The organism is Suttonella ornithocola, from assembly GCF_001889065.1.
Classification (GTDB): Bacteria; Pseudomonadota; Gammaproteobacteria; order Cardiobacteriales; family Cardiobacteriaceae; genus Suttonella_A; species Suttonella_A ornithocola.
This window is the reverse complement of record NZ_LWHB01000123.1, coordinates 1-11,259: the sequence shown is the minus strand read 5'-3', so window position 1 is coordinate 11,259 and position 11,259 is coordinate 1. Positions and strand designations below refer to the sequence as shown.

At 40.0% G+C, this 11,259-nt stretch carries 14 protein-coding genes; 4 read left to right on the top strand and 10 right to left on the bottom strand.

The features are described 5' to 3' along the window. Positions 1–143: helix-turn-helix domain-containing protein (locus A5N85_RS17690; RefSeq protein WP_143143245.1), on the bottom strand; the 143-nt coding region annotated here is incomplete at its 3' end. A gap of 185 nt (positions 144–328) precedes the next feature. Here A5N85_RS17690 and A5N85_RS09395 point away from each other — a divergent pair. Next, positions 329–613 carry a ComEA family DNA-binding protein gene (locus A5N85_RS09395; RefSeq protein ID WP_072576997.1) on the top strand — a complete coding sequence of 95 codons (285 nt, stop codon included), beginning with the start codon at positions 329–331 and terminating at the stop codon, positions 611–613. A gap of 643 nt (positions 614–1,256) precedes the next feature. Here the strand turns inward: A5N85_RS09395 and A5N85_RS09390 are convergent. The 5 genes from A5N85_RS09390 to A5N85_RS09370 are packed head-to-tail and all read right to left on the bottom strand — an operon-like array spanning position 1,257 to position 4,839. Next, on the bottom strand, positions 1,257–2,042 hold the full coding sequence (locus A5N85_RS09390; protein WP_072576996.1) for a succinate dehydrogenase iron-sulfur subunit: 786 nt from the start codon (positions 2,040–2,042) through the stop codon (positions 1,257–1,259). Between the two features lie 14 nt (positions 2,043–2,056). Further along, positions 2,057–3,847 (bottom strand): succinate dehydrogenase flavoprotein subunit, encoded by a 1,791-nt coding sequence (gene sdhA, locus A5N85_RS09385; protein WP_072576995.1) that lies wholly within the window; start codon positions 3,845–3,847, stop codon positions 2,057–2,059. 15 nt (positions 3,848–3,862) lie between these two features. Beyond that, entirely contained in the window at positions 3,863–4,246 is a 384-nt protein-coding gene (gene sdhD / locus A5N85_RS09380) for a succinate dehydrogenase, hydrophobic membrane anchor protein (RefSeq protein ID WP_072576994.1), read from the bottom strand. 13 nt (positions 4,247–4,259) lie between these two features. Further along, a complete protein-coding gene (sdhC, locus tag A5N85_RS09375) occupies positions 4,260–4,643 on the bottom strand; it encodes a succinate dehydrogenase, cytochrome b556 subunit (RefSeq protein WP_072576993.1) in 384 nt (127 codons plus the stop codon). A gap of 28 nt (positions 4,644–4,671) precedes the next feature. Beyond that, positions 4,672–4,839: a DUF1674 domain-containing protein gene (locus A5N85_RS09370; protein WP_072576992.1), complete on the bottom strand. Its 168-nt coding sequence runs from the start codon at positions 4,837–4,839 to the stop codon at positions 4,672–4,674. An 80-nt stretch (positions 4,840–4,919) separates the two neighbouring features. On the opposite strand from A5N85_RS09370, the gene ygfZ reads away from it, so the two are divergent. Then, a complete protein-coding gene (gene ygfZ, locus A5N85_RS09365; RefSeq protein WP_072576991.1) occupies positions 4,920–5,654 on the top strand; it encodes a CAF17-like 4Fe-4S cluster assembly/insertion protein YgfZ in 735 nt (244 codons plus the stop codon). 341 nt (positions 5,655–5,995) lie between these two features. Here ygfZ and A5N85_RS09360 read toward each other — a convergent pair whose 3' ends face one another. Beyond that, the gene (locus A5N85_RS09360; RefSeq protein ID WP_072576990.1) at positions 5,996–6,547 is read right to left on the bottom strand and encodes a DJ-1 family glyoxalase III; all 552 of its coding nucleotides are present in this window, start codon (positions 6,545–6,547) and stop codon (positions 5,996–5,998) included. A gap of 148 nt (positions 6,548–6,695) precedes the next feature. Here A5N85_RS09360 and A5N85_RS09355 point away from each other — a divergent pair, with 148 nt between their 5' ends. Further along, the gene (locus A5N85_RS09355) at positions 6,696–8,108 is read left to right on the top strand and encodes a nicotinate-nucleotide adenylyltransferase (protein ID WP_072576989.1); all 1,413 of its coding nucleotides are present in this window, start codon (positions 6,696–6,698) and stop codon (positions 8,106–8,108) included. A 146-nt stretch (positions 8,109–8,254) separates the two neighbouring features. Then, positions 8,255–8,545 (top strand): cyd operon YbgE family protein, encoded by a 291-nt coding sequence (locus tag A5N85_RS09350; RefSeq protein ID WP_084601731.1) that lies wholly within the window; start codon positions 8,255–8,257, stop codon positions 8,543–8,545. Between the two features lie 64 nt (positions 8,546–8,609). Here the strand turns inward: A5N85_RS09350 and A5N85_RS09345 are convergent, their stop codons facing one another. From A5N85_RS09345 to A5N85_RS09335, 3 genes are all read right to left on the bottom strand, one after another. Then, positions 8,610–10,640, bottom strand: coding sequence for a TRAP transporter permease (locus tag A5N85_RS09345; RefSeq protein WP_072576988.1), 2,031 nt, complete (start codon positions 10,638–10,640; stop codon positions 8,610–8,612). Next, the gene (locus A5N85_RS09340) at positions 10,637–10,942 is read right to left on the bottom strand and encodes a putative quinol monooxygenase (protein WP_072576987.1); all 306 of its coding nucleotides are present in this window, start codon (positions 10,940–10,942) and stop codon (positions 10,637–10,639) included. The genes A5N85_RS09345 and A5N85_RS09340 overlap by 4 nt, the downstream gene beginning before the upstream one ends. A gap of 75 nt (positions 10,943–11,017) precedes the next feature. Then, positions 11,018–11,259 (bottom strand): TAXI family TRAP transporter solute-binding subunit (locus tag A5N85_RS09335; RefSeq protein ID WP_143143244.1); only part of this gene is annotated, 242 nt, incomplete at its 5' end.

Below are 11,259 nucleotides of genomic sequence, written 5' to 3'. Positions count from 1 at the left end.
GTAAAGCCTTTAGGATGGGGATTTTTAATCCAGCTATAGACGGTGAATTTGCTGATCTTGTAGCGCTTTGCAACAGCGCGCCAAGTTTCTCCATTAGCAATATCGTTAAGAATTTTCTGTCGGAATTGGCGGCAGTAGGTCATAGGATATGCTCAGTTTGTTTTTGATAATTCTACTACAAGTTGCTCTTTATATCTGCTTTGGATAGATTGGATTATAAGTGATTTGACTATATATGTAATTTCTTATAAAGATAAATTTCTTTTAATTTAATTCTATTATTAGTATTATTTCTTACCATTTTAATAGATTTGAAAAGGAGTACTAAGTGAAAAAGTTTTTTTGTTTAGTTTTAGCTTTAATAAGTACCACTATTTTTGCAAAAATTAATATTAATACAGCAACAGTAGATGAGTTGGTGTTGTTAAAAGGGATTGGCGAGTCTAAAGCAAAATCTATTGTGGAATATCGTGAAGAAAATGGACAATTTTCTAGTGTTGCCGACTTAGCTAAGGTTAAAGGAATAGGAAATAAGATAGTAGAAAAATTAAGTTCAGATTTAACCGTAGATGAAGAAACTGATTTATCTAATTTAGAGAATAGAGTTAAATAATTAATACATACTTATATAATATTTTCTGTATTTATATAAGGCTATAGATGATATTTGTCTATGCCTTATTTTTATATAATACAGTTTGAGATCTTTGCAAAATTCCGTTTTATACTAATTTTTGCTATTAGTAGAAAAATTAACATTATGATTTTAGGTAGTGGTTTGAAAAGTATGCTGGAATATTATCAAATAATCCAATGGCAGTTAAGCATTTAGATATCAATATATTAAAAGAAGTATTTTTTGTAAGAGTATGTTTAGCATACTTTTCAAACCACTACTAAAAATTGAAATTTCTCTATTTTATATTTTTTGCAAAGGTCTCAAAATTGTTATAGCCAACTTTCTAAAAAATGCATACAACGTTAATTCAATATCCACTTTGCCCATTTTTCTAGAGTAGCAGCTTGTGTTTCTGCTAGTCTAGAGCTATATTAATTATGCTCGGGTTTGTGATGAGCATACTTTTTAAACCACTATAGCTAAATGTCTTTAACTTACATACCGTTGGTTTGGCTTACCGTACTAATGCGCGCTACTGCATCTTATCGGTTTGTATGTAAGCTAAACTCATTCAGTTATACTAGAAATTAACCTTAGAAGCGAGCAGATGTTTAATTTGCTCGCTTTTAATTTGTTACTAGACTTGACGTTCAATCAACTTTTGTTTGATTTCCGCAATGGCTTTTGCGGGGTTAAGTCCTTTTGGACAGGTGTTGGTGCAGTTCATAATGGTGTGGCAACGATAGAGTTTGAAGCTATCTTCTAGGAAGTCTAGGCGTTCACCCGTGGCTTCGTCGCGACTGTCTTGTATCCAACGATTAGCTTGCAATAGGATTGCGGGTCCTAGATATTTATCGCCGTTCCACCAATAGCTTGGGCATGAAGTAGAGCAGCAAGCACAAAGGATACATTCATAAAGTCCATCGAGTTTAGCGCGTTCTTCTTCACTTTGAAGACGCTCACGTTCTGGTGCAGGTGTTTCTGTTTGTAGCCAAGGTTTAATGCTAGCGTGCTGTGCATAGAAATGGGTTAAATCAGGCACAAGGTCTTTAACAACATGCATATGCGGTAAAGGATAGATATTAACGGTTTTGCCTTCTTCAACTTTATCGGTTGCGCAAATGCAAGCAAGTGTATTGGTGCCATCAATGTTCATCGCACAGCTACCACAGATGCCTTCACGACAGGAACGACGGAAAGTCAAGGTGCTATCGATTTCGTTTTTGATTTTAAGTAGAGCGTCAAGCACCATTGGTCCGCAGTCATCCATATCGATTTCGTAGGTATCGGTGCGCGGATTTTCGTTTTTACCTGGATCCCAACGATAGATTTTAAAGGTACGGACGTTTTTAGCATCTGCTGGTGCGGGGTAGTATTTACCTTCTTTAACAACTGAGTTTGCAGGAAGTTTGAATTCTGCCATGATGATTTTCCTTTTTAGTACACACGTTTTTTCGGTTGAACATAATCGACGTCGTCTGTGCCGGTGTAATCGTGGACAGGGCGATAGTCAATGCGAACGCTACCGTCGTTATCAAGCCAAGTGAGCGTGTGCTTCATCCAGTTTTTATCATCACGTTCTGGATAGTCTTCATGTGCGTGAGCACCTCGGCTTTCGTGGCGGTTTTCAGCTGCCACGATAGAAACTTGTGCACAAGAAAGGAGGTTGGCCAATTCAAAGGTTTCAACCAAGTCGCTGTTCCAATTCAGGCTTTCATCTGCAATTTTAATGTTTGCAAAATCATGGAAGATTTTATCCATTTTTTCTACACCTTCTTTGAGGCTATCAGAGGTTCGGAAAACGGCTGCGTGTGTTTGCATAGTTCGCTGCATATTTTGACGAATTTCGAAGCTAGAAACATCTCCACGCGCATGATGAATGCTAGCAAAGCGATCAAGCGCTTTTTCTAATGCTGCTGCTGGGATTGGCTCAGGCTTACTGTTTGGTTTGACGATTTCGCGTGCTCGATGCGCTGCTGCTCTACCAAAAACAACTAAGTCTAATAAGGAATTAGAACCTAAGCGGTTTGCCCCATGAACAGATACGCAAGCTGCTTCGCCAATTGCCATTAATCCGGGCACTACGTTGTCTGGATTGCCGTCTTTAAGTTGGACAACTTCACCATGATAATTGGTTGGAATACCGCCCATGTTGTAGTGAACCGTTGGGATAACTGGGCTAGGTTCTTTTGTCACATCTACGCCTGCAAAAATACGTGCTGTTTCAGCGATTCCGGGTAAGCGTTTATGGATAACATCGGCACCTAAATGCTCAAGGTGTAGGTGAATATGGTCTTTATGTTTACCAACGCCACGACCTTCCCGGATTTCAATCGACATTGAACGAGAAACGACATCACGAGAAGCAAGATCTTTTGCAGTTGGTGCGTAACGCTCCATGAAGCGTTCCCCTTCACCATTGGTTAAGTAGCCACCTTCTCCACGACAACCTTCTGTCATTAAACATCCAGAACCATAAATACCGGTTGGGTGGAATTGGGTAAATTCCATATCTTGTAAGGCGATACCAGCGCGTAATACCATGCCGTTACCGTCTCCGGTACAGGTATGAGCAGAAGTGCATGATAACCATGCGCGTCCATAACCGCCTGTTGCTAATACTACAATTTGCGCATTAAAGACGTGTAGCTCACCAGTTTGTAAGTCTAATGCGATTACGCCGCGACAGCTGCCATCTTCGCCCATTAATAAATCAGTTGCAAAATATTCGATAAAAAATTCTGCATGATGTTTGAGCGCTTGTTGATAGAGAGTGTGTAACATTGCATGACCTGTGCGGTCGGCTGCTGCACAGGTTCGTTGCGCTTGTCCTTCCCCAAAATTTGTGGTCATTCCACCAAACGGACGTTGATAAATTTTTCCTTCTTTGGTACGAGAGAAAGGAACACCATAATGCTCAAGTTCAATGATGGCTGGGATAGCTTCACGACACATATAGGCAATCGCATCTTGGTCGCCCAACCAGTCAGAGCCTTTAACCGTATCGTAAAAGTGCCATTGCCACTTATCTTCGCCCATATTACCTAATGCAGCAGCAACGCCACCTTGTGCAGCAACCGTATGTGAGCGAGTAGGGAAAACTTTTGTAACACACGCTGTTTTTAAGCCTTCGAGTGCCATGCCAAAGGTAGCACGCAGACCTGCACCGCCTGCTCCAACAACAACAACATCATAACTATGATGATGAATTTTATATTCTTGACTCATGAATTTTCTCTCTTTTTAATAAGCAAGGGCTAAGCGCAAAACAGAAACGACAGCAATAATGGCGAATAAAACACCTAATCCACGAACTGCAATTAATAATAGCCATTTGCTTTTCTCGCAATGAATATAGTCTTCTATTACGACTTGTAAGCCTAAAGCGGCATGATAAAAAGCGGTAACTAAAAAAGTAATTAAAACACCACTATTAAAAGGGTTGGCGAACCAATGGGTAACATCAGCGAATGTCTTTGCACCGGTTAATAGAATAATGGCATAAAGGAAATATAGTACTAAAGGAATCAACATAACAGCCGTTAAACGCTGTACGATAAAGTGATGGGTACCATTATGCCCAGAACCCAATCCTTTTGCTTGTTTTAAAGCGGTTAAAATGCTCATAAATTCTCCTTGCTTACCACCAAATGCCAATCCAAAGAACCAAAGTTAGGACTGCCGTTGCAATTAAAGTAACTTTTCCTGATTTTTTGACCCCATCAATGGTGAGATGTTTACTACCAGCATCCCAGGTTAGATGGCGAATACCATTGCATAGGTGATAAATCAGAGCGCCCGAAAAAGCAAAAAGAATGAGAACAATAAGTGCATTATGGAATAGCTTATTTGCATCATGCCAACCAGTTTCGCCAGTTGCTGTCATTGCTAGCCAAATAGTCAGCAATACTAAACCAGCACAACTAACAACGCCGGTAATACGGTGCAAAATAGACATTTTCGCAGCCATAGGCAATTTATAAATCTGCAAATGGGGCGAAAGTGGACGATTATCTTTATTCATGATTGCCTCTTAAGTAATAGATGATAGATTAAAAATCAATGCAGCGACCTTTGCGCTCCCAATCGCCATAACGCGTAGGTTCTAGTCCTTTAGGTCCTCCAATTTCATCAGGTTGAGCGGTGGGTTGCTCTTCTGAAGGTGGAACTGTATCAGAGGTGGGAGAAGCTTTTTGTGAATTATTATCATTTTCAATCATATGAGTTCCATACGTTATTAAATAGTAAGGGTCTGTTATAATACGCCAATCTTTCAATATATTAAACCGCTTAAAAATAAATGGTTAATAAAATAAAACGAATACAATTTGTTATCTCAGGTAAAGATGCACAAGAATTCTTGCAAGGACAACTGACAGCTGATATTTCTTCTTTAGCACCGGATAGTTGGTTGCCTGCTGCGCACTGCACACCACAAGGAAAAGTATTGGCAACGATGTGGGTAATAAAAATTGCCCAGACCTTTCGTTTGCTCCTATTAAAAGAACGCGCAGAATTTTTAGAAAAACGTCTGAAAATGTTTGCTTTGCATAAGGATGTGCAAATTTCACGTGATGAAACAACACAATTACAATCGCTTTCTGACAATAGTCGAAAAGTGATATTAGAGCATTCAAAGCTATATTTAGGTGGATTAGGCGATTTAAGTAGCCAAGCGCTTATTCAAGCGGAATTTGTCGAAATCTATGCAGAAACAGCGGATCAATTTTTACCGCAAATGTTAGGTTTAGAAAAGAATGGCGGATTATCCTATCAAAAAGGTTGTTATATTGGACAAGAAGCCATTGCGCGAGCGCATTACAAAGGTGGTATAAAACGCCATTTAGCCCGGTTAACGGGAAGTACTCCTACGGTTTTGGGAGAAGTGCTAAAAGTAGGTGATTATCCCGCGGCCATTGTTTTGCAAAGTGCAATTATTGAAGAAAATTATATTGCGCTAGCGGTCTTACAAGATCGCTATCGTGACTCTGAGCTTGTAAGCGACAGAGGAGAAGCATTTACTGTCATTGAATAAGCTGGTAGTAATTTGGAAAGAATGCAGGGATGTTATCAAATCATCTAAAGAGAATTGCTTTTCTCAATATCAATGTATTAAAAGGTTTTAAAGTCTAGGATTTTTCTCAAGTATATAGTGAGTATTTTAACGCACCTTTAATATGAATGAATATCAGGTGACTAATGATAAGCATCTCGGACTATCCTTAGGAGCTAAAGAAGGTTTGCAGTTTTTAAATAATCTCTTGAATAATTAATGAGGTTTTCGCTTTATTTGATTATTGATAGCCTTCATTAGGAAGACTATCAATAATGTGAAATGGCTTGGGTTTTAATTAAGCTTAATGCGGTTAAAAGCGATTATTTATTTTGCGCTATCAACAGTCCTTCGGCGACTTTCTGGCTATTTTCTTTTGTGGTTAATTGAGCGAGAAGTTCTAAGGCAAAAGAGATTGCCAGTGAAGGGCCGCGTCCAGTGGTAATGAGCCCATCAACAACAACGGCAGTACCTTTTTGAACTTCCGCGCCTTCTAGGTATTCTTCAAAACCTGGATAACAAGTGGCTTTTTTGCCTTTGAGAAGCCCCATTGTGCCAAAGACCATTGGCGCGGCACAAATAGCAGCAATTTTTTTACCCTTATTGTAATGGGTTTGAATGGTTTCTTTCAAAGCGGGATAGTCATTAAAGGCTTTTGTTCCACCGGGGATGATGAGCATATCTACATCAGAAAAGTTGGTTTGCTCAAAAAGTTGATCGGCTTGAACAGGAATATGGTGACTGCCAGTAACGATTGGTTTTCCCGTCAGCGAAATGGTTTTGACATCCACTTCTCCACGACGTAAGACATCTACGGTTGCAAGCGCTTCAATTTCTTCAAAGCCGTCGGTTAAAAATAGTAAGACGTTAGCCATATATCCTCCTAAGTAAATGATGTTTTCATCATAGCGAATTTTTCTGGCAGAAAAAATGAGAAATTTACCATGTTTTCTGCTGACGCCAGCTACGAGGTAAGTAAAAATCCTGTATCATTTTAGTATTTTTGAGAAGGATTAGGGAATAATGTCAGCGAAAAATGAACAGACCACTCAAGATAAGGCGTTGCAGCTAAATTTAGATGAGCGGAAATATGGCACGATTGTAGAAATTGGTGCAGGTCAAGAGGTGGCTCGGCAGTTTTTCCGTGCGGGTGCGGCGGCAGGGACGATTGCAAAAACGATGTCGGCTTATGATATGCAGTTTTCTGATGCGATTTATGGTGCTGAACCCAATCGTCGATATGTGAGTCGTAATCGTGTGTTTGCGATGTTGGAGCGAGAATTTTCACAAGTGATTGAGCGGGTAAGAGATACTCGACCTAAAAGTTCGACGTTTTTTGCGTATGCGGCAACAGTAGCAGCAAAAAGTTTTAATCGTAATAATGAATGCCATGCCTGGTGTGGAGTGCGTTTGCAGCTGTATCCAGAAGCACCTCCAAGCGATATTATCGTTCATGTGAGGATGTTGGATAATAATGCGAATGCGCAGCAAGAGGCATTGGGTGTTTTAGGCGTTAATTTAATCCATAGCGCTTATTACCATTTTAGCGATCCAAGAAAAATTATTGATAGCTTAACGGATGGTTTAGAGGCTGATCGGTTAGAGATTGATAGTATTGAGTTTTTTGGCCCATATTTTGAGGAGCAAGATAATCGTTTGTTGAATTTGCATTTGATTCGTTCTTGGAAAACTCGAGCGGTGATGTTTAATCCTGAAGGCGAGGTTCGTGTGCCTGCGGAGTTGCTTTATAAGAAAAATGTGTTGGTTACTCGTGGGAATTTTAAGCCTTATACGCTTCTCAATGAAGATATGATGGAGCAAGGGATGCGAGAGTTCGCGCAACTGGTAGGGGTCGATGAGGATAATACTTTGCGTCTTGCCGAGATTACGCTCAATCAGCTTAGCAGTGAAAATGAAGAGATTAATGACCGTGATTTTATTGAGCGGGTTGATCAGCTCACGGCGCTTGGTTATCATGTGATGATTTCTGATTATGTGCGTTACTTCCGTTTGCGCGCGTATTTCCGTCAATTTACCCAAAAGCAAATTGGGATTGTGATGGGCATGGATGCGTTGCGACAAATTTTTGATACGGATTTCTATCGTGGGGTTGAAGGCGGTATTTTAGAGGGATTTGGTAAGTTATTTCCTGATAATACGATTGTTTATGCTTATCCAGAATTAGGCGATGATGGCGAGGAAATTACTTGTCAGAATATTGAATTACCGGAAAGTTTACAGTATTTATATCAGCATTTAACAACAAATGGTTATATTAGACCTATCAATGACAGTCATGCAGAGCTTTTCCATATTAAATCTCGTGAGGTTCTGACGGCTATTCAGCATAATAGAGAAGGATGGGAAAATTCTGTACCAGAAGCGATAGCCGCTCTTATTAGAGAAAAATGTTTATTTGGCTACAACACGCGTTAAAAACACATTTATCAATAGCGGCATTGTGATGTAGCAGAGTTCTCTAAAAATACATACAATATAAAAATAACATACTGTTTTTCCGTTTTTTATTGGATTATCTCTGTATGTGTTTTTTGCAATCTAGCTATCATTGAGGAGTTTATATGATGTCTAAAGCTAATCCTCCTACGGTAAAAACAAACTTTTTCCTTCTGTTTTGGGGCAGTTTGTTGATGATTTCTTTATCTATTATGCCAATGTTGATTGTGCCAGAAAAAAATCCACATGTTTCGCATCGTATTGCTATGTTTTTGTTTTGGTCGATGAGCGCGGCATTGGTAAGAGGATTTGGTTATATTCCAACACATCGTATTCCGCGTTATTTACTAGGTGGTTGGGCAACAGTTATCACGGCTTTAATTGCTATAATACTCTGGTTAATAACTAATTATTAGTTAAAATTTAAACGCTTACCGATGTAGTAAGCGTTTAACCGTTGTTTTCTGTTTTTAGATGATATTAAACTTGTGTAGCTATTGGTGCTGCCAGTTTAAGGTATTTTAAATGTAGGATAAACAGAATCAAAAATCTGACTAATCCTATGATGCGTAAGCTATCGTTTGGATAGAGTAATAATATTCCAACTATTCCTAAGGGTATGCGCCACGCCCAGCTTAGAGGACGCTCCATTGCGCCTTGCATCGCTGCTGCAAGGGCATAGACACCAAAACAAGCAAAGATAAAGACTTCAAAGCTTAGTAAAAAGTTACCTGATAAAAATGGCGTATAAGCGAACAATACTGGCATGATATACATCCCTTTTGCGAGCTTCCAACTTTCAAATCCTGTTGCCATTGGTGGGGTTTTGGCAATTGCCGCCGCGGTAAAAGAAGCTAGACACACTGGTGGCGTTACATTGGAATCTTGCGATAACCAAAAGACAATCATATGCGCTGATAATAACGCCATTTCTGCTAAACGCGCATCAACAGCTTGTTCACGAATGCCTGGTAAAATATCAGCGGGTAACTTATCAAATAATGCTTGCGCGTCAGTAAGCGACATCGGTGCATTTAACACATTGCCAATGGAGGGGTCAGCGAGCATAAAGAAAGGTTTTGCTGCTTCTGCAAGCGTTCCGTCAGCGATAATTTGCACTAATTGTGCATCAATCATCATATCGCGTAGTCCGGGCGCGGAAACGGTTGCCAATACAATATAAGCGGCGGTAACGGGTAACCCCATGCCCAGAATAAGAGATGCTAAGGCAATGAGCACAATCGCAATCAAAAGATTACCATCCGCCCAAGTAGAAATCATCAAAGAAAATTTGTTTCCAATGCCTACGGTAGAAATCATGTTTACGATAATACCAACCGCAATCAATAAAATCCCCATCATAATCATGCTACGACTACCACTAATAAGCGCTTCTATGCAAGCGCGAAAGCCCATTTTGGTTTTAGTAAACCAACTAGACACAATGATAGCGATAATACCGAAAACAGCCGCATAAGTAGGCGTAAATCCTTTTACCAAAAGGATAATGAGTAATGTAATTGGAATAATAAAGCTTGCGCCTTGCTCTTTCATCGCTTGTGAGAGTGGCTTAATATTTTCTTCTTTGATGGCTTGTAGTCCTTGCTTTTTCGCCTCAATCCGCACAAACATCGCTACCGAGAGAAAATATAACATGGCGGGTAAAAATGCGGTTGCGACAATATGTTCGTAAGGAATTTGCGTGGTAGATGCCATAACAAATGCACCTGCGCCCATAATTGGTGGCATGATTTGTCCACCTGTTGAAGCCGCCGCTTCTACGCCTGCGGCAAATTTAGCGGGAAAGCCTGCGCGTTTCATTAGTGGAATCGTGATAACACCTGTTGAAGCGGTGTTCGCAACAGCAGAGCCTGAAATTGTTCCAGTCAGACCTGATGCAATAACGGCTCCCCAACCTTGTCCGCCAACAAAGCGTCCCGCAATTCCGCGCGCTAAATCAACCACAAAATCACCCGCGCCTGCGCGCAATAAGAATGTGCCAAAAATAATAAAGAGAAAGACATACGTTGCCGCAATCGAAGCAATAGAACCAAAAAGCGCATCATCGCCATAAATAGAACGGAAAAGCACGGTTTGCATCGTTAGCCCACCAAATCGAAACATCTCCGGCAACCATTTAAACCAACCGATTAAATAGGTAATAGAAATCAACATGAGAATAGGAATAACCCAACCAGTAGTGCGACGCGTTAACTCTAGTAAGCCAACCAATAAGACAAAAGCCGCTACCCAACCAATCATCGTAAACATTGGCTCTTGCGCTGCTTGGCGCGCATAAACAGCATTTTCTATCCACATAAAATACGCAATGGCTAAAGCGACCGCAAATCCCATGCCCAAAATCATATTGCGCTGAGTTTCGGAAACCAAGGGATAAAAAGCATTAGCAATACTAAAAATAGCTAGGCTTAGCGCTAATATGTTGAACAAAATAAGCGCAGAACGTGATAAATGTTCATCGCTTGGTTCGCGTAATAACAGCGGATTCATGAAAGGTTCTCCTTATCATTATTAGGTGGGATGTGATAATGGCGAGTAGCGTTTTGGCTAACTTTGGTCCATTGAGAAGCTGCTAGTCTAGCTTGATAGGCTAAAAAAGCCGATTGATTAACAAAGCATTCATAGACTTTAAAACGGTTAGGATTTTGGGAATTTTGTGTTACTTCAAAATGCAAAGAACCAATTTCTGCATTGCTCAATGCAATATGTAAAGGTAAAGCCTCACAAACAGCCGCTAAATCTTCATCAGGCACAAATAAATAGCCTTTTAAGGTAACGTAAGAAGAATTCATATTGATTTAATGCGACTATTTTTCGCCTTTTGATGAATTTACTATTAAAAAGGCGGTTTTTTACCGCCTTTTCTTTTAATCGACCAGTAATCGCTCAGGAATACTAATGCCTTGTTCTTTGTAATAACGTGCGGCGCCGGGATGTAAAGGCATCGGTAAGCCTTCAATGGCTTTTTCTAAAGACATGGCTTTGGTAGCAGAATGGATGCCTTGTAGAAAAGGTAGGTTTTCATAAATGGCTTTAGTGAGTTCATATACTTCATCATTGCTCATATCAGTTGTTGTTGCTAGTAAATTAGGCTGAGCAATGGTTTGTA

Excerpts from the sequence above, each read along its gene's own strand:
- sdhA (WP_072576995.1), bottom strand. The coding sequence starts at position 3,847 with ATGAGTCAAGAATATAAAATTCATCATCATAGTTATGATGTTGTTGTT.
- sdhD (WP_072576994.1), bottom strand. The coding sequence starts at position 4,246 with ATGAGCATTTTAACCGCTTTAAAACAAGCAAAAGGATTGGGTTCTGGG.
- sdhC (WP_072576993.1), bottom strand. The coding sequence starts at position 4,643 with ATGAATAAAGATAATCGTCCACTTTCGCCCCATTTGCAGATTTATAAA.
- A5N85_RS09355 (WP_072576989.1), top strand. The coding sequence starts at position 6,696 with ATGTCAGCGAAAAATGAACAGACCACTCAAGATAAGGCGTTGCAGCTA.
- A5N85_RS09350 (WP_084601731.1), top strand. The coding sequence starts at position 8,255 with ATGATGTCTAAAGCTAATCCTCCTACGGTAAAAACAAACTTTTTCCTT.
- A5N85_RS09390 (WP_072576996.1), bottom strand. The coding sequence starts at position 2,042 with ATGGCAGAATTCAAACTTCCTGCAAACTCAGTTGTTAAAGAAGGTAAA.
- A5N85_RS09370 (WP_072576992.1), bottom strand. The coding sequence starts at position 4,839 with ATGATTGAAAATGATAATAATTCACAAAAAGCTTCTCCCACCTCTGAT.
- A5N85_RS09360 (WP_072576990.1), bottom strand. The coding sequence starts at position 6,547 with ATGGCTAACGTCTTACTATTTTTAACCGACGGCTTTGAAGAAATTGAA.
- A5N85_RS09340 (WP_072576987.1), bottom strand. The coding sequence starts at position 10,942 with ATGAATTCTTCTTACGTTACCTTAAAAGGCTATTTATTTGTGCCTGAT.
- ygfZ (WP_072576991.1), top strand. The coding sequence starts at position 4,920 with ATGGTTAATAAAATAAAACGAATACAATTTGTTATCTCAGGTAAAGAT.
- A5N85_RS09345 (WP_072576988.1), bottom strand. The coding sequence starts at position 10,640 with ATGAATCCGCTGTTATTACGCGAACCAAGCGATGAACATTTATCACGT.